Origin of the sequence: Caulobacter sp. 1776 (assembly GCF_040545685.1) — a bacterium.
GTDB lineage: Bacteria > Pseudomonadota > Alphaproteobacteria > Caulobacterales > Caulobacteraceae > Caulobacter.
This window is the reverse complement of sequence record NZ_JBEPMI010000009.1, coordinates 223,079-247,335: the sequence shown is the minus strand read 5'-3', so window position 1 is coordinate 247,335 and position 24,257 is coordinate 223,079. Positions and strand designations below refer to the sequence as shown.

Genomic DNA, 24,257 nt, shown 5'->3' with positions numbered 1-24,257 from the left:
TCGGGCGTTCGAGTATTCAACATGACTGATCAGAGTCAGACTTTCCGCATTCGCCCTTACGGGGATCGCTGGGCCATCGTGCTTGGCGAAGAGGTGGTGCTCGTCTCGAACAGTCAGGAGAACGCCAAGGCGGTCGTCGCCACGGCCGACGATGTGCTCCATCGCAGCGGCATCAAGGGCGAGCGGCGGTCATTCTCCGAGGACTAGGGCCGACCCGCGACGATCAGGCGGAAAATCCCGCCGCCCAGCGCCCCGAAAGCCGCGAGCTCGGCGGCTGATTTCAGGCTTTCGAACAGGCCGAACCAGGTCGGGTGCCCGTCGACCACCGTCCGCACGCCGTTGGACGACGCCTCGGTGGCGAGCGGAAAGATGGCGAGAAGGGCCCACGGCAAGGCCGCCGTGAAGGCTCCGGCCAGGATGCAGCCTAGCCAGGTCAGCCGCAATTTCCGACGCAGAACCGCGTAGGTAGGCAGTCCCACGAAGAGCGCCGGCGCATATCCGAAGACGATCAGGCCGATGATGAACGTCTCCCAGAAGCGTGGAAGGTCGCCCATCAACTCGAAGCCCAAGGCTCCCAGCAGTACGGGCGGGACCGGCGCGAGCAGGAAACCCGCCAGCAGTCGCCATCCAGAAGGGTTCTCGACACGGTCCGTCACGCCACGACCCTAGCGCGCGGCGACCCGGCTTCAATGAAAAAGGCCCCGGATCGCTCCGGGGCCCTCGGATCAGTGGTTATGCCGCGGCAGCTTGGCCGCCAGATCCTGGTACTTGACCGCGAACTCTAGCACCCCGCCGGTCTCCAGCTGACCGGTGTGGGCGCGGTAGATCTCCTGCCAGGGCGTCATGGTCTCGGGCGTGGCCGGGATCCCTTCCTTGCGGCGTTCGGCGATCGTCGCCTCGTCCACCAGGGCGTCGCAGCGGCCGGTGTTGATGTCGATGCGGATGGTGTCGCCGGTGCGCAGCCACGACAGGCCGCCGCCGATGGCGCTTTCCGGCGAGGCGTTGAGGATCGAAGGGCTGTCGGCGGTGCCCGACTGGCGGCCGTCGCCCAGCGTCGGCAGGCTCATGATCCCCTTCTTCAGCAGGTGATCCGGCGGCTGCATGTTGACCACCTCGGCCGAACCCGGCCAGCCGATCGGACCCGCGCCGCGGATCACCAGGATGCAGTGCTCGTCGATGTTCAAGGCCGGGTCGTTGATCCGGTGGTGATAGTCGTCCGAGCCGTCGAACACGATGGCGCGAGCCTCGAACACGCCCTCCTTGCCCGGCTCGCTCAGGTAGCGGGCCCGGAAGTCGGCGCCGATGACGCTGGCCTTCATGATCGCGAAGTCGAACAGATTGCCCTTCAGCACCAGGAAGCCGGCCTTCTCGGCCAGGGGCTGGGCGTAGGGGAAGATCACCTCGCGGTCGCTGGTTTCGCGCCCCTCCAGGTTCTCCGCCATCGTCTTGCCGGTCACGGTCAGCACGTCGCCATGCAGGCGGCCCTGCTGCAGCAGCTCCCACAACACGGCCGGCGCGCCGCCGGCCCGGTGGAAGCGCTCGCCCAGATACTTGCCGGCCGGCTGCATGTTGACGATCAGCGGAATGTCATAGGCCGCGCGCCAGTCGTCGGCGGTGACTTCGAGGCCCGCGTGGCGGGCCATGGCCGCGATGTGCGGCTGGGCGTTGGTCGAGCCTCCGGCCGCCGCCACCAGGGCGATGGCGTTCTCGAAGGCTTTCTTGGTCAGGATGTCCTTCGGCTTGATGTCTTCATAGGCCAGGTCGACGATCCGCTGGCCCGTGCGATAGGCCATCTGGCCGCGCTCGCGGTACGGGGCCGGGATGGCCGCGCAGCCGGTCAGGGACAGGCCCAGGGCCTCGGCCACGGCGTTCATGGTGGAGGCCGTGCCCATGGTGTTGCAGTGGCCCGCCGAGGGGGCCGACGAGGCCGCGCGGTCGATGAACTCTTCCTCGGTGATCTCGCCGGCCGCCAGCTTGCGGCGCGAGCGCCAGATCACGGTGCCCGAGCCGACCAGCTCGTTCTCGTGCCAGCCGTCCAGCATCGGCCCGCCCGACAGCACGATGGCCGGGATGTTGACCGTGGTGGCGGCCATGATTCCGGCCGGGGTGGTCTTGTCGCAGCCGGTGGTCAGGACCACGGCGTCGATCGGATAGCCGTGCAGGGTCTCGACGAGGCCCAGATACGAGAGGTTCCGGTCCAGCGCCGCCGTCGGACGACGGCAGTTCTCGAAGATCGGATGGACCGGGAACTCCATGGGGATGCCGCCGGCGTCGCGGATCCCGTCGCGCACGCGCGTCACCAGGTCGAGGTGGATGCGGTTGCACGGCGAGATGTCGCTGCCGGTCTGGGCGATGCCGATGATCGGCTTGCCGCTGCGCAGCTCCTCCGGCGTGATCCCGTAGTTCATGAAACGCTCCAGATAGAGCGCCGTCATGTCGATGTGGTCGGGATTATCGAACCAATCGCGGGACCGGAACCGGCGGGGCGTGCGATCAGGCAAGGCGAACCTCGTATTGCGGCTGGCCCGCGACATCGACCTGAACGGCGAACAGCCCGCCGGCCAGCGGATACTGGGCCAGGGTTTCGTCGCTCAGGCCCTTGCGGGCGGTGGTGAAGTAGAGGGTTTTCAGGTCGGGCCCGCCGAAGCAGGGCTTGGTGACGTTGGGCGCGGGCAGCTCGATGCGGGCCACCGCCTCGCCAGTGGGCGAGAAACGGACGGCGCCGAAACCGCCCCACAGGGCCGTCCAGAGATAGCCCTCGGAGTCGACGACCGAACCGTCCGGATAGACCTCGTCGCCAAGGGCGATCTGCACGAAGACGCGCTTGTTCGACAGCGTCCCGTCCTCGGCCAGGTCATAGGCCCAGATGATCTTTTCCAGGGTGTCGGTGTGGTAGAAGGTCTTGCCGTCGGGCGAGACGCACGGGCCGTTGGTGATGCAGACGCCCTTGTCCATCCGCGCCACGCCCGTGGCGTCCATGCGATAGAGCGACCCGCTCTTGGCCTCTTCGCCATCGTGCATGGTGCCGAACCACAGGCGGCCCTGAGCATCGACGGTCGCGTCGTTCGTGCGGTTGTCCAACGCCGGATCCTCGACGGTGATCAACGGCTGGAAGCCCGACAGCGGATGGAACTTGTAGAGGCCCGACTTGCGGCCGGCGACGAAGCCGCCGCCGATCGCCAGCGGCGCCAGGAAGGTCACTTGCTCGGGGGACTCGATGTTCAAGGCCTCGCCGGTGGCGGGTTCGTAGCGGTGGATCCTGTGACCCTTGATGTCAACGAACCACAGCGCGTTGCCGATCCAGATGGGGCCCTCGCCCAGAGTGGCCTTCAGATCCCAGACGCAGGTAGGAGTAACGGTCATCAGCTCATCTCAAATTGTCATCCCGGCCGCAGCGTAGCGGAGCGCCGGGACCGCAAGAAGCTCAGCGCTCGCGGCGGTCCCGGCTCGGCGCGCTACGCGCTGGGCCGGGATGACAGTTTCCGCGGGCTAGCGCCAGCCCGCGTCGATCCAGTACTCGTGGCCGGTGCACAGCGAGGCGTCGTCCGAGGCCAGGAACAGCACCAGCGAGGCGACGTTCTCGGGGACGATGCGGCCCTTCAGGCACTGGGCCTTGACGATCTCGGCCTCGCCTTCCGGCGTGTACCACTTCTCCTGGCGCTTGGTCTTGACGTTGCCCGGCACCACGCAGGTGACGCGGATGTCGTTGGGGCCCAGCTCGCGGGCCAAGGCCCGGGTCATGCCCTCGATGCCGGCCTTGGCGGTTTCGTAGAGGACGAGGTCCTCCAGGCCCAGGTGCCAGCTGATCGAGCCGAAATTGATGATCGCCCCGCCGCCGCGCTTCTTCATGCCCGGCGCCACGGCCTGGGCCGCGAACACCATGTGGCGCAGGTTCACGCCGATGCGGTTGTCCCAGTATTCCGGGGTCAGATCGGCCAGGGTGTGACGGTCGTCGTTGCCGGCGTTGTTGACCAGCACGTCGACGTCGCCGATCTCGGTCAAGGTCGCCTTCAGGCCGGCCAGGTCCATCAGGTCGCAGCGCTTGTAGACCGGCGCGATCGCCGCGTCCTTCGACAGCTCGGCGACCAGGGCGGTGGAATCCGCGTCGACGATGTCGAGGAAGATCACTTCCGCGCCCTGGCGCACGAAGCCGGCGACCAGGCCGGCCCCGATGCCCGAGCCGCCGCCGGTGATGACGACGCGCTTGCCCTTCAGGCTGGGATAGATGGCTGAGGACATGCTGCTTACGACCACGAGTAGGAGGTTTTGGTCTGGGTGAAGAACTCGACCGCCGCGAAGCCCTGTTCGCGCGCGCCGTACGAGCTGCTCTTCGTGCCGCCGAACGGCACGTGGTAGTCGACGCCGGCCGTGGCCAGGTTGACCATGGTCATGCCGGCCTTGGCGTAGCGCTGGAAGTGGCGCGCGTGCTTCAGCGAGGTGGTGGCGATGCCGGCCGACAGGCCGAACTCGACGCCGTTGGCGATCTCCAACGCCTCTTCGTAGCTCTTCACGCGGATCGTCGAGGCGACCGGCCCGAAGACCTCCTCGTTGTTGATCCGCATGCCGGCCTCGGTGTCGGCGATCAGGGTCGGTTGCACGTACCAGCCCGGATTGTCGAGCTTCAGGCGCCCGCCGCCGGTGACCACGCGGCCGCCTTCGCCGGTGGCGATGTCGATGTACTTGTAGCTCGTCTCCATCTGGTCCTCGGAGACGGCCGGGCCGATCTGGGTGTTCGGGTCGAGGGCGTCGCCGACGCGCAGGGCGGCGATCTTCTCGGCCAGCAGGGCCACGAACTTGTCGTGAATGCCGTCTTGCACGATCAGGCGCGAGCTGGCGGTGCAGCGCTGGCCGGTGGCGAAGAACGAGCCGTCCAGGGCGATGGCGACGGCGCGCTCCAGGTCGGCGTCGTCCAGGATGATCAGCGGGTTCTTGCCGCCCATCTCCAGCTGCACGCGGGCCTGACGGGCCATGGCGGCGGCGGCGACCTGCGCGCCCACGCCTTGCGAGCCGGTGAACGAGATCCCGTCCACGTCCTTGTGCTTGATCAGGGCGTCGCCCATCGAGCCGCGGCCGAACAGCATGTTGAACACGCCGGCCGGCGCTCCGCACTCCTGCATGATGTCGGCCAGCACGTTCGCCGTCGCGGGCGTCGGGCCGGCCGGCTTGATCACCACGGTGTTGCCGAAGGCCAGGGCCGGCGCGGCCTTCCAGGCCGGGATGGCGATCGGGAAGTTCCAGGGCGTGACCAGGGCGAACACGCCGACGGCCTGGCGATAGGTCTGGATCTCGACGCCGGGGCGGGTGCTTTCCAGGTTCTGGCCGTGGCGGCGCAGGGCCTCGCCGGCGAAGTACTTGAAGATGCGGCCGGCGCGGACCGTCTCGCCGATGCCCTCGGGGAGGGTCTTGCCCTCTTCGCGGGCCAGCAGCTTACCGATCTCGGCGCTGCGGGCGATGATCGTCGAGCCGACCTTGTCCAGCAGGTCCGAGCGGACTTCCGGCGAGGCGTCCGACCAGCTGGGGAAGGCCTTCTTGGCGGCGTCGACGGCGGCGTCGACCTCGGCCTGGCCGCCCATCGGCACCTTGGCGACGACGTCGTTGGTGTTCGACGGGTTCAGGCTCTCGGCCGGGGCGTCGGCGGCGACGCGTTCGCCGCCGATATAGTGGCGCAGGGTGTCGGTCATCGCCGATTTTCCTTGGATTAGAGGAGGCCGCGGCCGGCCAGGTTGCGGATCAGGGCCGAGATGCCGAACGTCCACGGCTTGGCCTGGTCGCAGGTGGTGACTTCGTTCTCGAGCACGCCCAGCTTCGGCGTCGAAACGCGGACGCGGTCGCCGACCTTGTGGGTGAAGCCCTGGCCGGGCGCGTCCCGGTCCTGGATCGGCGCGAACATGGTGCCCAGGAACAGGGCGAAGCCGTCCGGATACTGGTGCTGCTTGCCGAACGCCTGGCCAGCCAGCACGGCGGGGTCACGGCTGATCAGGCTCATATTGCTGTGGCCGTCGAGCACGAAGTTGTCGCGGCCCGTGATCTTCAGCTCGACCTCGGCCGAGCGGACGTCGTCCAGGGCGAAGGTCGCGTCGAACAGGCGGAAGAACGGGCCGATCGCGCACGAGGCGTTGTTGTCCTTGGCCTTGCTGAGCAGCAGGGCCGAGCGGCCCTCGAAGTCGCGCAGGTTGACATCGTTGCCCAGCGCCGCGCCGCGGATCTGGCCCGCGCCGTCGCACAGCAGCACGACTTCCGGCTCCGGATTGTTCCAGTGGCTGTCGTAGCGGACGCCGACATGGTCGCCCCAGCCCATCGAGGACAGGGTCGGGCCCTTGGTGAAGATCTCGGCGTCGGGGCCGATCGCCACTTCCAGATATTGCGACCACAGGCCGTCGGCGATCAGGGCGTCCTTCAGGCGCGCCGCGCCTTCCGAACCGGGATCGACGCTCTTGAGGTCGCCGCCCATGCGGTCGGCCAGCTGGGCGCGGATCTTCAGGGCTTCGGCGGCGTCGCCGCGCGCGCGCTCCTCGATCACCCGCTCCAGGGTCGAGACGGCGAAGGTCACGCCGGCCGCCTTCAGGCATTGCAGGTCGACGGGGGCCAGCAGCTTCACGGGCGCGGCGCCGTCGGCGTCTTCCCAGACCGGCCGGATGTCGAGGGCTTCGAGCGGACCCTTGTCCTCGCCGCGCGGGATCGCCGCATCGGGGCCAAAGGCGTTCATCAGGTCGGCGACGGTGGGGGCGATCCGGGACATGTCCTCGACGCGGCCGCCGCGCACCAGCACCGGTGTCGGGCCTTCGCCGAAGTCGATCCGACCCAGCAAGGTCGCGTCTTTCCAGTCTTCCGGAAGGAATTCACTCACGCCCACGGCGTCGTCTCCCCAATGCTCGAGCGTCTCAAGGCTGCCGATACCATCAGCGGCGCTCGTTCGTCAGGCCCTTGGTAGCGCTAACATGTTGAGACGGCAAGCGCGTTGTCTGACCAATCTTCTGGACACCCTCTCCCTAGGGAGAGGGCGGGGCCCGCCGCGAAGCGGTGGGAGAGGAGTTTCTATTCGCTCACCGGTCCGCTCGAATCCCGCACGATCAGGGTGTGCGGATGCATCAGCTGGCGGGGCTCGCCACCGCCGTCGCGGTGGCGGCGGATTTCTTCCAGCACCAGGTCGACGGCCGCGCGGGCCATGGCGGCGATCGGCTGGTGCACGGTGGTCAGGGCCGGCCAGATGTTGTCGGCGATCGAGGTGTCGTCGAAGCCGACGATCGACACGTCGCCCGGCACGTCCAGGCCCAGGCGATGGGCCAGGCCCTCGGCGGCGGCGGCCATGTCGTCATTGCCGGCGAAGATCGCGGTCGGGCGCGGCTCGGCGGCCAGCAGGCGCTCGGCGGCCTCCAGGCCCGAGCGATAGGTGAAATAGCCCTGCTCGACCCGGATGTCCTCCATGGGAATCCCGGCCGCCTTCAGGGCCGACATGAAGCCGTCCAGGCGCTGCTGGCTGACCGTCTGGTTCGGGTGGCCCTTGATGAAGCCGAAGCGCTTGTGGCCCAGGCCGAGCAGGTGCTGGGTCAGCTCGTAGGCGGCCGCTTCGTTGTCGATGCGGATGGTGGCCATGTCGGTGCTGGCCGCGCCCGGCGCGACGGCCACGGCGGCGGCGCCGGAAGCCTTCACCTCGGCCAGGACCTCGGGCGACTCGCACAGCGGCGGCGGCAGGATCAGGCCGTCGACGCCGGTCTTCAGCAGGCGGGCCAGTGTGGCGCGGGCCAGTTCGGGCTCGGCGCACTTCTCGATGACGATCTGGGCGCCGGTGCGGCTGCTCTCGTCCAGGGCCCCGACCAGGAACTCCGACAAATATCCGGTCGAGGGGTTGTCGTAGAGCAGGCCGATGCGGAACGGCGCCGAGCCGGCCAGGCTTCGCGCGGCGGGGTTGGGGGCGTAGTTGAGGTCGGAAATGGCCTGCTCGACCAGGGCCCGGGTCTCTTCCTTGACGGTGGTCTCGCGGTTGATGACCCGCGAGACGGTCATCGGCGAGACCCCCGCCCGGGCGGCGACGTCGCGGATCGTGGCGCTTTGGGTCGTACGACGACGCTGGCGCTCGGCAGGCTGGCTCATTCTTTTTCCGTCCCTTTGCGCGGCGGACACTAGACCGCTTCGGGTAGAGCTTGGAAGACGGTTGGAAAATCCTGCTAAGACGAGGGCATGAACGACCTCGGCGCGATCATTCTGTGCGGCGGCGGCTCCCGGCGGATGGGGCGCGACAAGGCCGTGCTCGACTGGGGCGGCGAGCGGGCGGTCGACCGCGTCGCGGCGCTGGCGAGAGCCGTGGGCGCCGAGGCCCTGGTCACCGCCGGCGCGGATCTCGGCCTGCCCTGGGTTCCGGACGGCGAGGCCGGCGCGGGCCCGGTCGGCGGCGTCCTGGCCGGGGCGGCGGCGCTGGGGACGGCGCGGCTGCTGGTGCTGGCCGTCGACGCGCCGACCATGACGGCGGAGGACCTCGCGCCGCTGCTGGCGGCCGGGGGCTACTACGAGGGATTGCCGGTGCCGATGGTCGTGGACGCCGCGGCGCTGCCAGCGGACGCCGAACCGGGCTGGCCGCTGCGGCGGCTGGTCGAGCGGGCCGGGCTCTTGGCTCTGCCGATTCCGGACGGGGCGATGGCCCGGCTGCGGGGGGCGAATACGCCGGAGGAGCGGGCTGCTCTCAATCTGTCATCCCGGCCGTAGCGAAGCGGAGAGCCGGGACCACCACGAGCGCCGCGCTTTCTGCGGTCCCGGATCGGCGCGCTACGCGCTTGTCCGGGATGACAGGGTTTAGGAGGTCAGTACACGTCCCGCCGATACCGCCCCTCGTCCGTCAGCCGCTCCAGCGCCTCGGCGCCCAGCACTTCGACCAGCGCCGCATGGACGTCGCGCGACATCCCTTCCAGCGAACCGCAGACATAGATCGCCGCGCCGTTGGTCACCCAGCGACGCAGGGTGTCGGCCGCCGCGCGCAGGCGGTGCTGGACATAGATGCGCTCGGCCTGATCGCGGGAGAAGGCCAGGTCCACGCGATCCAGCAGGCCCGAGGCGGTCCAGCCCTCGATCTCGTCGCGATGGAAATAGTCGTGGGCGGCCGTGCGCTCGCCGAAGATGAGCCAATTCCACCGGACGCCCAGGGCCGCCCGCGCCTTCAGGTGGGCGCGCAGGCCGGCCAGGCCCGTGCCCGAGCCGATCAGGATCAGCGGGCGGGAGGGATCCGGCGCGTGGAAGCTCCGATTGGTCCTCACCCGCGCCTCGACCACGCCGCCGACGGGTGCGTGGCGGCACAGCCAGCCCGAACCTAGGCCCGGCTGGCCATCGGCGCGGGACATCAGGCGGACGATCAGCTCGACCCCACCGTCGGCCGGCAGGGAGGCGATCGAATATTCGCGATGCGGCAGAGCCGTGAGGCGCTCGGCGATCGCCTCGGCCGACAGCCCGCGCAGGGCCTCGATCGCGGCCGGCTCGTGCGGCAGGCGCAAGCCCGACAGGGTCTCGGCCAACTCGGCCGGAAGACCCAGGGCGGCGACCTCGGCCGGCGCGTTGCGCGGACCGATCTCCAGGATGTCGCCGGCCTGCCAGGTCGTGTCGTCAGTGGGAACCAGGCGCACATGCCAGGCCTCGCCGCCCGGGCCGCCCGGGTTGAGCAGAGTGCGCTCGGCCAGGGTCCAGCGACCATAGGCGGGCCGGCTCCAGTCCGGCGCGTCGGTGACGCCGGTCAGCAGGGACAGCTGCCCCTGCCAGTGGCGCAGGGCGGCCGGATCGCCGTCGTCGACCTCCACGCGGTCGAACAGCGGCTGGCCGCCGTGACGCGCCAGCCAGGCGTCCAGGCTCCGCCCGAACGCGCAGTAGTGGGCGTAGGTGGAATCCCCCAGGGCCAGCACGCCATAGCGCAGGGCCGCCAGGTCGGGGCTCGCCTTCATCACGTCGCGGATGAAGGCGCGGGCCGGATCGGGGGCGTCGCCTTCGCCGGTGGTGCTGACCACGAACAGGGCGCGGCCGGTCAGGTCGGCGGCGGTGACGGCCGAGAGCTCGCGCAGGGTCACCGGCGCGCCGGCCTCGGCCAGCGTCCTGGCGGTGGCGGTCGCCAGTTCCTCGGCGAAGCCGGTCTGGCTGGCATAGGCGACCAGCACGGGCTCGCCCGCGCCTTGTGTCAGGGCCTCGGCCGCGCGGCGGGCGGCGCGGCGGCGCAGGGTCTCGCGGGCCGCGATGGCCGCGCAGAACAGGGCGTAGACCCCGGCCACGGCCCCGGCGGCGGCCAGGCGGCGAACCTCGGGCGGAAGGGCGTCGATCATGCGTCCAGCATCGCCCGTAGCGCCGGCGACAGGCGCTCTTCCAGCCCGCCCTCGTTCTGACCTTGGGCGGGCGAACGGCTGACGATCAAGGCGGCCAGGCCGCGCGCGGCGGCGAAGGCCAGGGCGGCGTCGGGGCCCATGACGGTCAGGGCCGTGGCCCAGGCGTCGGCGCTCATGCAATCTTCGGCCAGCACCGTGACGCTGACCGTCGAATTGATCGTCGGCGCGCCGGTGGCCGGATCCAGGGTGTGGGCGTAGCGGCGGCCGTCGTGGTCGAAGAACCGCCGGTAGTCGCCCGAGGTGGCGACGGCCAGGGCGTGCAGGGCGACGACGGTGCGCTCGGCGTCATTCGCCGCCAAACCATGCGGCGGCGGCCGTTCAAGCTCGACCCACCACGGCTGGCCGTCGGGCTTGGCGCCCACGCCGCGCAGCTCGCCGCCGACCTCGACCAGATAGCTTTTCACGCCGGCGCGATCGAGCGCGGCGGCGGCCTGGTCGACCCCGAAGCCCTTGGCGATACCGTTGAGGTCAAGCTTCAGGCCGCCCGGCTGGAACAGGGCGTCGCCGTCCAGCGTCAGGCGCTTCCAGCCGCCGGCCTCGCGCAGCGGGGCGATGTCGGTCGCCAGCGGCGGTCCGCCGGAAAAGGGACGCGGCCCGAAGCCCCACAGGTCGGTCAGGGCGCCCAGGGTCGGGTCGAACGCGCCGCCGCTGGCTTCGGCGACGGCGATCGCGCGGCGCAGGACGGTGGCGGTCGCCGGCGGCAGGGGCGTCCAGCTTCCGGCGGCCGCGCGATTGTAGCGCGACAGGTCCGACAGCGGCTCCCACGGGCTCATCTCGCGCACGATGGCGTCGAGGGCGCGCTGGACCATGGCCTCGAGGGCCGGCAGATCGGTGGTGGCCGGCAGCACCGCCTTCACCGACCAGGTCGTCCCCATGGTCGCGCCGCCGAACGCGCGCACACGCCCGCCGACGGGACGGGCGGGCGGCGTGGTCAGGGCGGGGACGAGGACGCGGGGCATGCTGTTAAAACTGTCATCCCGGCTCTCCGCTGCGCTGAGGCCGGGATGACAATCCTTGTTGCTACGGTTGTTGGGCTTCGATCACGGCGGTGTAGCTGGCGCTGTAGCCGTCGCCGGCCAGGGGCTGGGCGGGACCTTGCTGGCCGCGACCTTCACCGCCGCCCGGACCGCCGCCCGGACCGCCCATGCCGGGCATCGCGCCCATGCCGCCGGCGGGAGGCGGGCCGCCGCGGCCGGTCTCGCCGGTGCGGTAGCTGGCGCTGATCCACCAGAGGCCGGCCTGCGGCAGCGTGACCTTGAAGGCGCCGTCGGCGCCCGTCTTGACCTTGAGCTCGGCGGACGGCTTGCCCGTCCAATGCTCATAGCCGCGCATCAGGGTGACCTCGAGGTCGGCCGCCGGCTTGCCGTCCAGCAGCAGCTTGAAGGTCGCCGGCTCGGTGGCGACCACGTCCGACGGATGGGTCACCGGCGCCAGCTCCAGGCCCTGGCCCGTCGGCTTCAAGGCGCCGTCGGTGGGCTTGTCGCGCGTGACGAAGGTCTCGCTTCGGGCGAGCGCCCGGATGGTCTTGAGGTCGGCCGCGCCGGCCGGGACCTGCTTGGCGAAGTCCTCGCCGCTGCCGCGGAAGCGCTTGACCTCGCCGTTCTCGGTGTAGCTGGCCATCACCGAGGTCGAGACCGAGGCGATCTTGTAGGTGCCCGGCTTGGTCAGCTGGACGTCGAAGGTCGAGCGGAACTTGCCCATCGAAGGGTTCTGCGGCTGCACGGGCTGGCCGTCGGCGTCGAACACCTGGATCGACTCGATGCGCAGCGGACGCAGGTCGGGGAAGTAGAGTTCGTCGGAGCTGGCGGCGTCGACCGTCACCCAGGCGTTAGAGCCTGACAGGGTGGTGGTCGACGGCAGCACCCAGTTGCGCGCGGCCTGGGCGGCGGCCGGCGCGAGCACCGCCGCGCCGATGGCGACGGCGGCCAGCAGGCGCGTCTTGAGACCCTTCATGGTCGGCTCCCTCACTTCACGGAGACGGTGACGGCGCCCAGCTCGGCGACGCCCTTGGCGGTGGCCGGCTTGCCAGGCTTGCCCCAGGTGAAAGGCACGCGGACGGCTTCGTGACCGCCGGCCTCGCGGGCGGCCTCGACCACCAGCATGTACTGGCCCGGCTTGAGGTCCTTCAGCGGAGCCTTGGCGGCGCTGAACGTCAGCTTCTGCGGACCTGGCGCATGGGTGGCGCCGGTGACGCCGTCGGCCGGGATGGTCATTTCGCGGCCGGCCTTGCGCCACCACAGGCGCATGTCCTTCAGCCACTTCTCGTGGTTGGGCTTGAACCAGACCGACAGCGTGCCGGCGGCCGTGGAGTCGGCCGGGTTCTCGATCCAGACCGCCACGAACGGGGCGTGGTATTCCGCCACAGACAGCTTCGGGATGTCGAAGGTCACGTTGAGGTCGGCGGCCATGGCCGGCGCGGCGCTCGCGGCGCCGGCGGCGGCGAAGGTGAGGAAGGAGATCGAACGCTTCACGGTGTCTGCCTCAAAGGTGGACGAACAGGATGACGAGAATGACGGGCGCGGCCAGGCCCAGGCCTACCAGCGGCCAGGTCAGGGGCCGGGCGCGGGCGTGGAACTGCAGCAGGATCAGGCCGGTGACCGCGAAGATCACGCAGGCGCCGGCGAAGATGTCGATGAACCAGCCCCAGGCCTTGCCGGCGTTGCGGCCCTTGTGCAGGTCGTTGAGCAGCGAGATCGCGCCGCGCGTGGTCTTCTCGTGCTCGACGGCGCCGGTCGCGCGGTCGATCGAGACCCAGGCGTCGCCGCCTGGCCGGGCCAGGGCGACATAGACCTCGTCGGCCGACCACTCGCCCTCGCGGCCCGCGACATCGGCGCCGACCGCCTTGTCGAGGAACGGCTCCAGTTGGACGGGCAGGGGGCGCTTGCCCTCTTCCGGGCCCTTGGCCAGCAGGGCCTTGAGGTCCGGCGGCAAGGTCGCCTTGCGCGACACCACCACGGGCTTGGCCTCGATCTGGCTGGCGTGGTTCAGGGTGAAGCCGGTGATCGCGAACAGCAGCATGCCGATCAGGGACAGGGCCGCGCTGATCCAATGCCACTGGTGCAGCTGCTTCAGCCAGAACGAGCGGCGGTGCTGATCGGCGGCGGATTTCACGAGCGTCTAGCGAGACCTTGGCGACGGGACGCTCGTCCATACTTGAGAACGAATTGCAATTTCAAGGGGCGAAGGCTCGGACCCGGTCGTTCGGTCCCCAAAATCTACTGCGCGATCACCGGAACCCCCCGCGCCAGGGCGCCCAGCAGGATGCTCGCGGCCACCGGCTTGCGCAGAATCGGGCCGTCGTCGACGTCGGGCTCCTGGTAGCCGGTCAGGTAGACGAACGGGATGCGACGGTGGGTCAGGGCCTGGGCCACCGGGGTGATCAGCCGTCCGCCCAGATTGACGTCCAGCAGCGCGCGGTCGATCGGCTGGGCGTCGAGCAGGTCCAGGGCCTCCTCGATCGTGCCGGCCGGACCGACGACCTTGGCGCCGGCCTCGGTCAGGACGCGGGTCAGCTCCATGGCCACCACGGCTTCGTCCTCGACGATCAGCACGCGCTGATCGCGGAGAGCCGGGCTCTCCTCGGTCGTCAGGCCGGGGCGGTAGGCGGGGGTGCTCTCGGTCGGGCGGGCCTGGGCGCCCTTGAGGATGTCGAGCTTGACCTTCAGGCCTTGCGGTCGCCAGACCAGTTCGACCCGGGCCCCCGCTTGCTTGACGGCGCTTTCGATCAGGGTCGAGCCGAACCCGCGCCGGGCCGGGGGCTCGACGTGAGCGCCGGCGTCCTCGCGCCAGACCAGGTTCAATATGTCGTCGGGGCCCCAGGCCCAGCTGACGACCAGGCGCCCCAGCGGCCGCGAGAGCGCGCCGTACTTGCTGGCGTTGGTAGCCAGTTCGTGGATCACCAAGGCCAGGGACTGGGCCGCCTGGGCGTCGATCAGCGCCGGCGGGCCGTCGATCGTCACCCGATCCACGCCCTCGCCACCGTAGGGATCCAGCTCCAGCCGCAGCAGGTCGTGCAGGTCGACGCCGCTCCAGCGGGCGGAGGACAACAGGCTGTGGGCGCGGGCCAGCGAGCCGATGCGGCCCGACAGGGCCTGGACGTACTGATCCTTGTCCTCGAACGGGGTCAGCTGGGCCAGGGACTGGACGACGGCCAGAACGTTCTTGGCCCGGTGATCGACCTCGCGGATCAGCAGGCGTTCGGTCTCCTCCGCCCGCTTCAAGGCGATGTCCGAGCGGGCCCGCTCGCTGGCGGTCCAGATCAGCTCCGCGACGTCGGCGACGAACGCGGTTTCGTCGGGCGTGAAGGCGCGCGGCGCGTCGTGCGCGACGAACAGATACGAGGCCAACACGCCGGCCTTGACCAGCGAGACGGTCATGAAAGCCCGCACGCCGATGGCGGCGTAGGCTTCCAGCGCTTCCGGCGCGTTGGTGCGATCGTCCAGCGCCACGTCGCCGATGACGATGGTGACGCCCGCCCGCTGGTCGGCGCTCATCGAGGGCCCGAAGTCCTCGAGACGGAACCGTTGGCCCTTGAGCGACGCGACCCCGGTCTGCGGGCGGCCGTCATCGGCGACGATATTGGCGATGTCGCTGTCGCCGTCCATCTCGCCATAGCCGGCGCGGGCGACGTTCAGCTGTTCGGCGAGCATGCGCGCGGCGGTCTGGGCGATGGTGTCGGGATCGGCCTCGTCGCGCAGCTTCTGGGCCAGGTCGAGAAGCGCCGTCCGCCGCCGCTCGCCGGCCAGCATCCGCTCCAGCTCGGCCGCGGCCTTCTTGCGGTCGGAGATATCGGTGACCAGAACGTAGTAGCCCGGGATCTCGCCGTCGCGCGTGAGGTCCGGAACGTACTGGGCCTCGATGTGGCGGCGCCCGGCGTCCCGATAGTTGATCTGGCCCTCGAAGGTCACGGTCTCGCCGGCCAGGGCGCGCGTCACGTGGTGATGCAGGCGGTCGTAGGCTTCCTCGCCGAGCACTTCGCGCAGAGTCTTGCCCTCGATCTCCGAGCGGTCGACGCCGAACCAGAGCTCGTAGGCGCGATTGACGAAGCGATAGCGTTCGTCGCGATCGACATAGCTGATCAGGATCGGCACCGCGTCCGCCATCGCGCTGGAAAACACCGCGCGGCGTTCCAGGGGCGGATAGGACGGCAGGGCTTGATCGTCTCGAGACATGCGTGACGGACGCTGAAGTCCTACGGTGAGGTCGAACCTCACCGTCGCACGTCGTGATCACGGTCAAAATGGTTAAGGCGTGAGGCAAACGGTCGCAGCAACCGGCGCGTGCGCTCAGCCTACGGGCGCGTGTTCCTCACGCCGGTAGGTCACCACCAGCACGTCGCGCAAGGCGGGCTGGGCCGGATCCAGCGGCCGGATCGGCGTCACGCCGTGCAGCACGCGATGGTCGTCCAGGAACACCGCGTCGCCCGGCGCGGTCAGGGTGAACGAGCCCAGGCTGGTCCCGTCCGGGGCGAAGATGTCGGTGACCCCGCTGTCGACGTTGCGGCGGTCCACCAGCATGACAATCACCCAGTCGACGCCGTCGCGGTGCGCGCCCTCGGGCGTGGGCTGGCCCTCTTCGCCCACGCGCGCCTCGATGCGGAACTGGTGCAGCTCCACGTGCCAGGCGGCCGGCGGCAGCGAAGTGATGGCGTGAAAGAGATCCAAGCCGGCGCGGATGATCCCTTGCGTCACCGGATGGTCGGCGATCGTGTCGGTGACGGGCTCGAACCAGCGCTGCACGCCGCCGTTCAGCGGGTTGTAGTCGCGGCTCTGCCAGTGCGGCTGGTGCGGCTTGCGGTCGATGCGTCCGGGCGAGGCGGCGAACGCGGCGAACCGCCGCCGGCGATAGCGGCCGCCATCGGCCATGAAGGTGTCCAGCCCCAGGTCGTTCCAGCTGTCGGCGAAGCTGGCCCAGTCGGCGGCGGCCGGGCCCAGCAGGCCGCGGGTCTCGACGGCGTCGAAGCGGACGAAGCCCTGGTCGGCCAGGGCGTCCCTCGGCGCGCTCAAGCCACCGCTCCGGGCTTGAAGAACAGGCCCAGCTTCAGGCTGGCGGCGATGCGTTCGGCCTTCTGGCCGACGAGGGCGGCGCGCGGGGCGTCGAACAGCTCGACGCAGGTCTGGTGGAACAGGTTCAGCCAGGGGGTGAACAGACCCTCGGTCAGGCCCTCGACGCCCTGGTGGACGACCATCGGCTGGCCCTTGTAGCGGCCGGTGGTGTTCAGCACCGACGACCAGAAGTCCTTCAAGGTCGCCAGATGATGCGGCCAGCCGTCGGGGCCGACGGCCGTCTCGAAGATCGGGCCTAGGCGGTGGTGCCGGCGGACGCGGGCGTAGAAGGTCTCGACCAGCAGGTCGATCTCCGCGTCGGTGAACAGGGGTGGTGGGACGGCCATGGCCGGAACATGGGTCCTTCAGGCCCGCGACTGAACCCCACGCGGATCAAACTTCACTTCGAATTCTTACTTAAGTGGCGCCCGCACGCTCTCCGGCGGGCCGAGATAGCTGGCAGGGACGGGGCCCCGCGACAGCACCAGGCGCTCGAAGACCACGCCCGGATCCACCCGCCACAGCCGCACGCGGTGCGGGCCGGCCGAGGGGATCTCCAGACGGGTCGTGGTCGCGCGGACATTGTCGGCGACCGCCTTTTCCCAAGCCTTGTTCGAGACGTCCGGCTGGCTGTTGACCACCACCGGCGCGCCGTCGTCGATCGAGACGGCGTAGGCCAGGCCCTGGCCGCCCCGGAAGTCCAGGGTCGGGGCGACGAGGACGGTCAGGTCGATGGGACCGGCCCTCTCGAAATCCACCAGGTAGTCCAACGACGGCGCGCCCCCAAGGCGTGTGTTGGGACCTGGTTTCGAGCTTGGCGCGGTCGAGGGATAGCTGGTCACGCCCGACAGCGCGCGGCCCAGGTTCGGGATGGTCTTCCAGACCACGCCCTGGCCGCCCGTCGCGGCCGCATGATGCTCGGCCTCGATCGCGGTCAGGCCGCCAGCCTCGACGAACGCGCCCTTGGCGGGCTTGCGAGCGGGGTTCGAGATCGGGACGGAGACCGTCTTCGTCTCGCCGCCGGCGGCGATCGTCAGCTTGCCGACGTGATCGCCCTTCGGCGCCTTGGCCCAGTCGACGGCGACCTCGAGGCGCGCATCGCCGGAGGCGTCGGCCGGGCCCTTCGTCACGGTCAGCCACGGGACATCCGCCGAGGCCTTGACGTCGATCGGCGCCCCCTTGGCGAAGGCGTCGATCCAGCGGCGATCCGCGCCCCAGCGGACCAGCGGCGACAAGGTCTCGCCGCCGCCTTCCAGCGCGAGGCCCCAGCCCGCCGTCGGGGTCACGGTCTGGGTCTTCGGCATGATGTCGCGGTCCGGCTGCTGCCAGATCGTGTAGCCGATATGGGTCTGGTCCATCATGTGCAGCCACTTGCCGCCGTTGATAGCGTCGTGCTGCCGGGTCAGCTCGGCGTCGCGGTCGAACAGGGTCTGGACGAGCGCCGCCTGGGCGTTGGCCGCGATCCGACCCTGGCTGGCGTAGAGCCGGTTGCGGGCGGCGGCGATGTAGAGGCGGTTGAGGTTGGCGCTGGCCTTCACCGGGAACCAGACCAGCTGGAAGAAGGCGCTGTCCTGGTCCTTGGGGATCGCGGCGCGGACGGCGTCGGCGCGGGTCTCCAGGTCGGCCCACGCGGCCTCGACCCGCTCGGCCTCGCGGAAATTGGCCAGGCTGAAGGTGTCGGGCGACAGCAGCTCGGGTTTACGCCGGCTGTTGAGCTTGGTGTAGCCGTCCAGCAGCGCCGCGATCTCGCCCGCCCGCTCGGGCCCGAACTGCTGGGCCGCCCAGCCGGTGGTGTAGGCCGGCAGCTTCTCGACCGGCAGGGCGGCCGGATTCCAGGCGTAGTCCAGGAAGAACTCGATCGGCAGCTCCATGGGCTTCAGGTCGCCGACATTGACGATCCACAGCCGGTCGGCGCCGTAGTCGGCGGCCAGCTTCATCTGCTCCCAGGTGCGCTCGATCTGGTTGGTGTTCAGCCACTTGTAGTTCCGGGGCCCGCCCACATAGTCGAAGTGGTAGTAGACGCCGTAACCACCGGCCCGGGTCTTGCCCGGCTCCGGAAGCCGCCGGATGTCGCCCCAGTTGTCGTCCGCGAACAGCAGGGTGACGTCGTCCGGAACCCGCATGCCGGCGTCGTAATAGTCCTGGACCTCCTTGTAGAGCGCCCAGACCTGCGGCGTCCGCGACGCCGGCTTGCCGGTGACGTCGGCGATGATCGCGCGCTGGTCGGCCACGATGGTCTCCAGCAGCTTGGTGGCCGTGCCCTGGGTCATGGGCTCGTCGCCGTCGCCGCGCATGCCGACCGTGACCAGGCTCTCCTTCGACCCCATCCGCGTGACGCCCTCGCGCCAGAAGTCGCGGAGCTTTTCCGGGTTCTTGCTGTAGTCCCACGGCCCCTGGCCGTAGCGTTCCCACTCGACGTGAGCGCGGCTCATCGGCTCGTGGTGCGAGGTCCCCAGCACCACGCCCATCTCGTCGGCCAGCGGCGCGCTCAGGGGATCGTCGTCATAGATCGACTTGCCCCACATGGCCGGCCACAGGAAGTCGCCCTTTAGCCGCAGGATCAGCTCGAACACCCGCTCGTAGAAGGCGTGGTTCAGCCCGCCGAACTTGGCGCGCGCCCAGCCGCCCAGGGCCGGGTCCTCGTCGTTCAGGAAGATGCCGCGATACTTGACCGCCGGCTTCTGGACGTTCGTACCGGGGGCGACGAAGACCTCGGCGCGCTTGGGGACGGGGACGTCGGCCCACCAGGTCCAGGGCGAGACGCCCGCCCGTTCGGACAGGTCGTAGGCTCCGAAGATCGTGCCGCGCTTGTCGGCCCCGGCGATGACCAGGGCGCGGGCGACGCCGGGCCGCGGATTGTCGACCACCTGCTGGACGAAACCCTCCCACTGACCCCGGACCTTGGAGACGTCCAGCTTGCCCGAGGCGACTAGGGCGTCGATGGCGGCGCTTTTGCCGAGGGTGCCGATGATCACGACCGGCGCGTCCTTGGCCGGCGCACCGCCCGAGAGCGTGGCGAGGTCGCCCCGCAGGCCCTGGATGGCGCGGATCGCGCCGGGGAAGTCCATCGGATCGTACTCGACCCGCGCGGGCCTGCCGCCGGCGATCAGCGGAAAGGCGTCGGCGGCGGGGGCCAGGGTGACCGCGGCGGGCTCGGCGGCATGGGTCGGGGTGGTGGTGACGAGCGCGGCGGCGAGGGCCAGGACGGTGAGAACGCCCATTCCCCAACCCCGCTCTCCGGAATGGAAAGGCATCACCGCACCTCGATCTCGAACGGCCCCGCCGGCAGGCCCGTCGCGTCGAACAGGTTGAAGGTCGGGCTGTCGGCCCAGGCGAAGCGGACCTTGGCGGCCATGGAGGTCCCCACGCCGCTCAGCACCACCGTGTTCCCCTCGATCCGGCCATCGGCCCAGCGGCAGCTCGCATCGCACAGCTGGAAGCCGATCACCCGATCCGAGCCGCGCGCGACCAAGCCGCCGCCGCCGACCTGGGCGAAGCTCACCACGACCGTGTCGCCGACCCGCTTGGCCGAGGTGACCTCGGGCCCGGTAGTCACGGCCTCGCCGGCCAGACGGCGGGCGGCCAGGGCCAGGCGGCGGCCGACCTCCTGCTTGTTGGCCGGGTGGATGTCGGACGGATCGCCGATGTCGTGGGTGACCGCGAGACCCGCGTGGCCGTCGGCGGCCACGGCCCGCCGCTGGGCGTCGCGCAGGGCGGCGGTGGCGGCCTTGGCGCCGGGCGTGGTGTCGAAGTCGCCGTAGTTGGCGAGCTGCACGACCAGGGCCGGCATGTCGGCCGCCTGGCCTTCGCGGCGTTCGGCCATGAACGCCCGCAGCAGCGGGGCGTAGGTCTGGTCGCGGCCGACATTGGTCTCGCCCTGGTACCAGGCCAGTCCGGCGAAGGCGTAGGGGCCCATCGGCGCCAGCATGCCGTTGTAGAGGGTCGAGACCCCGGCCAGGGTGTCCCACGGGGCGCGGGGCGGCTCGGCGCCGGTCTTTGGCTCGATGCGATAGGACCAGGCGGTCAGCGGCAGCCGCGTCCCGTCGGCCAGGATCAGGACGCGCTTGGCCGGATCGCCGTACATCCCGCCATTGGCCCAGGTGTCGTAGGCGGCCACGACGATGGTGTTCTTGCCCGGCTTCAGCGTTCCGGCGGCCAGCGGATAGGTCCGGTCGACCCACGCGCCCGAGGTCGCCCCGACGCCGACGCCGTCGACATAGGTGGTGTCCATCTCGTCGACCTGGCCGACGCCCAGCGTCGCGGTCTGCCTGGCCTGCGCCTTGGTCAGGGAGACCTCGGTCTTGAACCAGACGACGCCGTTGAACGCGGCCAGGGCCGGAACGCCCCAGCGCTCCCAGACGCCCAGGCCCTCGGGAGCGGGAGTCCAGTCGCCGGCGCCGGTCCAGGGCGCCGTCGGGCTCTCGCCCGCGTGGCGACCGCCCCACCAGCTCTTCAGCGTTTCGCCCCACAGGCGGTTGGCGGCGACGGGATCCTTCAGGGAAAGGTTCACGGTCTCGATGGCGACGTCGTAACCGCCGACCTCGCGCAGGGCCTTGGGCGTCATCCAGGCCTCGACACCCGACCCGCCCCACGAGGCGTGGACCAGGCCCATCGGGACCTGCCGCGTCTTCTGCAGCTCGCGGGCGAAGTAGAAGCAGGCGGCCGAGAACGACCCGACCGTGTCCTTGTTGGTCGGTTTCCAGACCGGCGGCTTCTTGAAGTCGGCGGCGGGCGAGCGGGCGTCGGCCTTCTCGATCGTCGCCATGCGGATCGTGTCGTTGGCCGCGCCGTTGTTGATCTGGTTCCAGGCGTCGCCGGCGGCGGCGACCTGCATCTCCATGTTCGACTGGCCCGAACACAGCCAGACGTCGCCGACCAGCACGTCGCTGGCGGTTTTCGTCTCCGAGGCGGTGGTCGCGGTGATCGCGTAGGGGCCGCCGGCCGGCGTGGCCGGGAAGTCGACCCGCCACGCGCCGTCCGGGCCGGCCTGGGCGGCCAGGGTCTTGCCGGCGAAGCTGGCGGTGACGGTCTCGCCGGGCTTGGCGGTGCCGAACACCGGCAGGGGCCGATCGCGCTGAACCACGGCGTGGTCGGCGAACAGGCCATTCAGCAGGGGCTGGGCGGCGGCCGGACCGGCCAGGGCGGCGGCCAGCAGGACGGGTAAGGCGCGGCGCATGGGGTGTGCTCCCTTCGGCCGCCTACGCGGCTCTATCTTGAAAATTATCGTGTCATCCCGGCCGAAGCGAAGCGGAGAGCCGGGACCCAGGGCAACCGCACTGCGCCGGCCCCTGGGTCCCGGATCGGCCCCATGGGCCGTCCGGGATGACACGATATTTTTGATCTAAGCCACCGTCAGCGTCGCCTTCTTCAGGTCCACTGAGTTCGGGCCGACCAGGATCGAGAAGTCGCCCGGCTCGACCACGCGCTTCATCTCCAGGTTCCACATCCACAGGTCCGACGGCTTGATCTCGAACGTCACCGTCGTCTTGGCGCCGGGCGCCAGGGTCACCCGCTTGAAATGCTTCAGCTCCAGCACCGGACGGGTGACCGAGGCGGCCTCGTCGTGGATGTAGAGCTGGACGACCTCGTCGCCGGCGACCTTGCCGGTGTTGGTGACGTCGATCTCGACCTTGGTGCTCTCGCCCTGGCCGATCTTGGCCTTGGCCAGGCGCGGGGCCGAGATGTCGAAGCTCGTGTACGACAGGCCAAAGCCGAACGGGTAGAGCGGGCTGGTGTCGCCCAGCAGATAGCCTCGGCGAGCCGTGGGCTTGCGGTTGTAGAAGATCGGCAGCTGGCCGACGTCGCGGGCGATGCTGACCGGCAGCTTGCCGCCCGGATTGGCGCGGCCGAACAGGATGTCGGCGGCGGCGTTGCCGGTCTCCTGGCCCAGGTACCAGCCCTCGATCAGGGCGTCGGCGCGCTGGGCCAGCAGGTTCACCGACAGCGGGCGACCGTTCAGCAGGAAGACGACCGTGGGCTTGCCCAGGTCGAAGATCGCTTTCGCCAGATCGTTCTGCTGGCCGATCAGGTCGAGGCTTTCGCGGTCGCCCAGGTGATTGTCGGCCCAGGCCTCGCGGCTGGTCTGCTCGTTGTCACCTAGCACCATGACCACCACGTCGGCCTGCTTGGCGACCTCGACGGCTTCGGCGATCAGCTTGGCGTTGACGGCCGGGTCGACCAGCTTGACCTCGTCGGCGGCCCAGATGCGCTTTTCGGTGATCCGCACGGCCTCGGCGTAGTCCAGCTGGAAGCCCTGGGCCCTGGCCTCGGCGGAGAGACCCTCGTGCAGCGACACGACGTGGCGCGGGGTGTCGGAATAGCCGCCGATCGGGGTGTCCTTGGCGTGGGTCCCTAGCAGGGCCAGGCGCTTGATCTTCCTGCCGTCCAGCGGCAGCAGGCCCTTGTCGTTCTTCAGCAGCACCACGGCCTTGCGGGCGGCCTCGCGGGCCAGGGCGACGGCGTCCGGGGTCGAGGTCTTGGCGTCGGCCGTCTTCTCGTCGCAGTAGGGGTTCTCGAACAGGCCGCCCTGGAACTTCATCTCCAGCACCCGGGCGACGGCGGCGTCGACCTCGAATTGCGGGATGCGCCCGGCCTTCACCAGCTCGGGGATCAGGGCGTAGGCCTCGCCGTCGGGCAGCTCCACATCGACGCCGGCGTGCAGGGCCATCACGGCCGTGTCGCCCAGGTCGCTGGTCAGCTTGTGGCGGGCGATCAGCTCCTTGATCGCGAAATAGTCGCTCTGGACCGAGCCCTTGTAGCCCCACTCCTCGCGCAGGATCTTGGTCAGCAGCCAGCGGTTGGCGTGCGAGGGCACGCCGTCGATCTCGTTGTACGACGGCATGACCGCCCGCACCGGCAGCTCCTTCACCGCGCGCTCGAACGGCGGGAAGAAGTTCTCGCGCAGGGTGCGTTCGGCGATCTGGGCCGGGCCGACATTGGTGCCGTTCTCGGGCTGGCCGTGGCCGGTCATGTGCTTGAGGGTGGCGAACACCTTGTCCTTGGCCAGCGGCAGGGTCGCGCCCTGGAAGCCGCGGATGGCGGCCAGGCCCATCTCGGCGCAGAGGTGCGGGTCCTCGCCGTAGGTCTCCTCGATGCGGCCCCAGCGCGGGTCGCGGGCCACGTCGACCACCGGGGCCAGGGCCATGTTCGAGCCGCGGGCGCGCATTTCGCGGGCGGCCACGCTGAAGATCTTCTCGGCCAGTTCCGGATCGAAGGTCGAGGCCAGGGCGATGGCCTGCGGGAAGCTGGTGGCGTCGCGGGCGACATAGCCGTGCAGGGCCTCGTCGTGCATCAAGAGCGGGATGCCCAGGCGGGTCTTCTCGACGGCCCACTTCTGGGCGGCGTTGGTGTAGCGCGCCGTCTCCTTGGCGTTGCGGCCGATCGCGCCGTCGTCGGCGCCGGCGGCGGCGTCGACCACGGCGGCGGGCTTCAGGCCCTTGCGGTCGGTCGGACGCGAGATCTGGCCCAGGCCGTTGGGGAAGTTCTTGCTGGCTTCCTCGGCCGAGAACTCGCCGTCCGGGCCGTGGATCTTGGCCTTGGTCAGCCAGATGCCGATCAGCTGGGCGGCCTTTTCCTCCAGCGTCATGCGGCCCAGCAGGTCCTGGACGCGGGCGTCGATCGGCTGGGTCGGATCCTTGTAGAGCGGCTTGTCGCCCGAGCTCTTGGGCTTCTTGTCGGCGGCCATGGAAACGCCGGGCAAGGCGGACGCCGCCACGCTCGTGGAGAGGGCGGCGAGGCTCGCGCCGAACAGGCGGCGGGTGAGGGTGGTGGTCATCCTGGTGTCTTCCCCGAGGCGGCGCGATGGCGTGGGGCGGCTCTCAGGGGCCGCCATTGCCAGGCACTATGAGGGCAGTTGTCAGAC

Annotated in this window: 19 protein-coding genes and 3 pseudogenes; 3 read left to right on the top strand and 19 right to left on the bottom strand. The window is 70.1% G+C overall.

Annotated features, from left to right (window positions below; translation table 11 throughout):
* Nucleotides 1-21: 21 nt before the first annotated feature.
* Nucleotides 22-207 (top strand): hypothetical protein, encoded by a 186-nt coding sequence (locus ABIC66_RS23665; protein WP_354073724.1) that lies wholly within the window; start codon nucleotides 22-24, stop codon nucleotides 205-207.
* On the opposite strand, the gene ABIC66_RS23660 is transcribed toward ABIC66_RS23665, so the two are convergent.
* From ABIC66_RS23660 to xylR, 7 genes are all read right to left on the bottom strand, one after another.
* Nucleotides 204-656: a hypothetical protein gene (locus ABIC66_RS23660; protein WP_354073722.1), complete on the bottom strand. Its 453-nt coding sequence runs from the start codon at nucleotides 654-656 to the stop codon at nucleotides 204-206. The two genes, ABIC66_RS23665 and ABIC66_RS23660, sit on opposite strands and share 4 nt — an antisense overlap.
* A gap of 69 nt (nucleotides 657-725) precedes the next feature.
* Nucleotides 726-2,501, bottom strand: coding sequence for a xylonate dehydratase XylD (gene xylD / locus ABIC66_RS23655; RefSeq protein WP_354073720.1), 1,776 nt, complete (start codon nucleotides 2,499-2,501; stop codon nucleotides 726-728).
* Nucleotides 2,494-3,363: a D-xylonolactone lactonase gene (gene xylC / locus ABIC66_RS23650; RefSeq protein ID WP_354073718.1), complete on the bottom strand. Its 870-nt coding sequence runs from the start codon at nucleotides 3,361-3,363 to the stop codon at nucleotides 2,494-2,496. Before xylC ends, xylD begins: the two co-directional genes overlap by 8 nt.
* Nucleotides 3,364-3,489: 126 nt before the next feature.
* Complete coding sequence (xylB, locus tag ABIC66_RS23645; protein WP_354073716.1) at nucleotides 3,490-4,239, bottom strand: D-xylose 1-dehydrogenase; 750 nt, start codon at nucleotides 4,237-4,239, stop codon at nucleotides 3,490-3,492.
* Nucleotides 4,240-4,244: 5 nt separating this feature from the next.
* Nucleotides 4,245-5,681 (bottom strand): aldehyde dehydrogenase family protein, encoded by a 1,437-nt coding sequence (locus tag ABIC66_RS23640; RefSeq protein WP_354073714.1) that lies wholly within the window; start codon nucleotides 5,679-5,681, stop codon nucleotides 4,245-4,247.
* 17 nt (nucleotides 5,682-5,698) lie between these two features.
* Nucleotides 5,699-6,853 carry a fumarylacetoacetate hydrolase family protein gene (locus ABIC66_RS23635; protein ID WP_354073712.1) on the bottom strand — a complete coding sequence of 385 codons (1,155 nt, stop codon included), beginning with the start codon at nucleotides 6,851-6,853 and terminating at the stop codon, nucleotides 5,699-5,701.
* Nucleotides 6,854-7,035: 182 nt separating this feature from the next.
* Nucleotides 7,036-8,091, bottom strand: a complete 1,056-nt coding sequence (gene xylR / locus ABIC66_RS23630; RefSeq protein WP_354073710.1) for a transcriptional regulatory XylR — start codon at nucleotides 8,089-8,091, stop codon at nucleotides 7,036-7,038.
* A gap of 87 nt (nucleotides 8,092-8,178) precedes the next feature.
* On the opposite strand from xylR, the gene mobA reads away from it, so the two are divergent.
* Nucleotides 8,179-8,700 carry a molybdenum cofactor guanylyltransferase gene (mobA, locus tag ABIC66_RS23625; RefSeq protein WP_354073708.1) on the top strand — a complete coding sequence of 174 codons (522 nt, stop codon included), beginning with the start codon at nucleotides 8,179-8,181 and terminating at the stop codon, nucleotides 8,698-8,700.
* Nucleotides 8,701-8,795: 95 nt separating this feature from the next.
* Here mobA and ABIC66_RS23620 read toward each other — a convergent pair whose 3' ends face one another.
* The 11 genes and pseudogenes from ABIC66_RS23620 to ABIC66_RS23570 form a co-directional block, all read right to left on the bottom strand.
* Nucleotides 8,796-10,292 (bottom strand): sulfite reductase subunit alpha, encoded by a 1,497-nt coding sequence (locus ABIC66_RS23620; RefSeq protein ID WP_354073706.1) that lies wholly within the window; start codon nucleotides 10,290-10,292, stop codon nucleotides 8,796-8,798.
* Nucleotides 10,289-11,311, bottom strand: coding sequence for an FAD:protein FMN transferase (locus tag ABIC66_RS23615; RefSeq protein ID WP_354073704.1), 1,023 nt, complete (start codon nucleotides 11,309-11,311; stop codon nucleotides 10,289-10,291). The genes ABIC66_RS23620 and ABIC66_RS23615 overlap by 4 nt, the downstream gene beginning before the upstream one ends.
* Nucleotides 11,312-11,372: 61 nt before the next feature.
* Nucleotides 11,373-12,305: a DUF4198 domain-containing protein gene (locus tag ABIC66_RS23610; protein ID WP_354073702.1), complete on the bottom strand. Its 933-nt coding sequence runs from the start codon at nucleotides 12,303-12,305 to the stop codon at nucleotides 11,373-11,375.
* An 11-nt stretch (nucleotides 12,306-12,316) separates the two neighbouring features.
* Entirely contained in the window at nucleotides 12,317-12,823 is a 507-nt protein-coding gene (locus ABIC66_RS23605; protein ID WP_354073700.1) for a DUF2271 domain-containing protein, read from the bottom strand.
* 10 nt (nucleotides 12,824-12,833) lie between these two features.
* On the bottom strand, nucleotides 12,834-13,463 hold the full coding sequence (locus ABIC66_RS23600; protein ID WP_354073698.1) for a PepSY-associated TM helix domain-containing protein: 630 nt from the start codon (nucleotides 13,461-13,463) through the stop codon (nucleotides 12,834-12,836).
* 104 nt (nucleotides 13,464-13,567) lie between these two features.
* A pseudogene (locus ABIC66_RS23595) lies at nucleotides 13,568-14,569 on the bottom strand (HWE histidine kinase domain-containing protein); the annotation flags it as partial.
* Nucleotides 14,570-14,611: 42 nt separating this feature from the next.
* Nucleotides 14,612-15,454: pseudogene (locus ABIC66_RS23590) on the bottom strand (PAS domain-containing protein); the annotation flags it as partial.
* Between the two features lie 183 nt (nucleotides 15,455-15,637).
* Complete coding sequence (locus tag ABIC66_RS23585; RefSeq protein WP_354073696.1) at nucleotides 15,638-16,357, bottom strand: 2OG-Fe dioxygenase family protein; 720 nt, start codon at nucleotides 16,355-16,357, stop codon at nucleotides 15,638-15,640.
* A complete protein-coding gene (locus tag ABIC66_RS23580; RefSeq protein WP_354073694.1) occupies nucleotides 16,354-16,743 on the bottom strand; it encodes a group III truncated hemoglobin in 390 nt (129 codons plus the stop codon). Before ABIC66_RS23580 ends, ABIC66_RS23585 begins: the two co-directional genes overlap by 4 nt.
* A gap of 66 nt (nucleotides 16,744-16,809) precedes the next feature.
* The gene (locus ABIC66_RS23575) at nucleotides 16,810-19,617 is read right to left on the bottom strand and encodes a glycosyl hydrolase 115 family protein (RefSeq protein ID WP_354073692.1); all 2,808 of its coding nucleotides are present in this window, start codon (nucleotides 19,615-19,617) and stop codon (nucleotides 16,810-16,812) included.
* 32 nt (nucleotides 19,618-19,649) lie between these two features.
* Nucleotides 19,650-21,572, bottom strand: coding sequence for a sialate O-acetylesterase (locus tag ABIC66_RS23570; RefSeq protein WP_354073690.1), 1,923 nt, complete (start codon nucleotides 21,570-21,572; stop codon nucleotides 19,650-19,652).
* Nucleotides 21,573-21,613: 41 nt separating this feature from the next.
* Between ABIC66_RS23570 and ABIC66_RS23565 the strand changes: the two are divergent.
* Nucleotides 21,614-21,741, top strand: a pseudogene (locus ABIC66_RS23565) (hypothetical protein); the annotation flags it as partial.
* Here the strand turns inward: ABIC66_RS23565 and ABIC66_RS23560 are convergent.
* Entirely contained in the window at nucleotides 21,738-24,170 is a 2,433-nt protein-coding gene (locus ABIC66_RS23560; protein ID WP_354073688.1) for a glycoside hydrolase family 3 N-terminal domain-containing protein, read from the bottom strand. The pseudogene ABIC66_RS23565 and the gene ABIC66_RS23560 overlap by 4 nt on opposite strands.
* Nucleotides 24,171-24,257 lie beyond the last annotated feature (87 nt).

What these genes read in the sequence shown, in the direction of transcription:
- ABIC66_RS23665 (WP_354073724.1), top strand. Translation starts at nt 22, where the DNA reads ATGACTGATCAGAGTCAGACTTTCCGCATTCGCCCTTACGGGGATCGC.
- xylC (WP_354073718.1), bottom strand. Translation starts at nt 3,363, where the DNA reads ATGACCGTTACTCCTACCTGCGTCTGGGATCTGAAGGCCACTCTGGGC.
- xylB (WP_354073716.1), bottom strand. Translation starts at nt 4,239, where the DNA reads ATGTCCTCAGCCATCTATCCCAGCCTGAAGGGCAAGCGCGTCGTCATC.
- ABIC66_RS23640 (WP_354073714.1), bottom strand. Translation starts at nt 5,681, where the DNA reads ATGACCGACACCCTGCGCCACTATATCGGCGGCGAACGCGTCGCCGCC.
- xylR (WP_354073710.1), bottom strand. Translation starts at nt 8,091, where the DNA reads ATGAGCCAGCCTGCCGAGCGCCAGCGTCGTCGTACGACCCAAAGCGCC.
- mobA (WP_354073708.1), top strand. Translation starts at nt 8,179, where the DNA reads ATGAACGACCTCGGCGCGATCATTCTGTGCGGCGGCGGCTCCCGGCGG.
- ABIC66_RS23620 (WP_354073706.1), bottom strand. Translation starts at nt 10,292, where the DNA reads ATGATCGACGCCCTTCCGCCCGAGGTTCGCCGCCTGGCCGCCGCCGGG.
- ABIC66_RS23615 (WP_354073704.1), bottom strand. Translation starts at nt 11,311, where the DNA reads ATGCCCCGCGTCCTCGTCCCCGCCCTGACCACGCCGCCCGCCCGTCCC.
- ABIC66_RS23610 (WP_354073702.1), bottom strand. Translation starts at nt 12,305, where the DNA reads ATGAAGGGTCTCAAGACGCGCCTGCTGGCCGCCGTCGCCATCGGCGCG.
- ABIC66_RS23580 (WP_354073694.1), bottom strand. Translation starts at nt 16,743, where the DNA reads ATGGCCGTCCCACCACCCCTGTTCACCGACGCGGAGATCGACCTGCTG.
- ABIC66_RS23575 (WP_354073692.1), bottom strand. Translation starts at nt 19,617, where the DNA reads ATGGGCGTTCTCACCGTCCTGGCCCTCGCCGCCGCGCTCGTCACCACC.
- ABIC66_RS23570 (WP_354073690.1), bottom strand. Translation starts at nt 21,572, where the DNA reads ATGCGCCGCGCCTTACCCGTCCTGCTGGCCGCCGCCCTGGCCGGTCCG.
- ABIC66_RS23560 (WP_354073688.1), bottom strand. Translation starts at nt 24,170, where the DNA reads ATGACCACCACCCTCACCCGCCGCCTGTTCGGCGCGAGCCTCGCCGCC.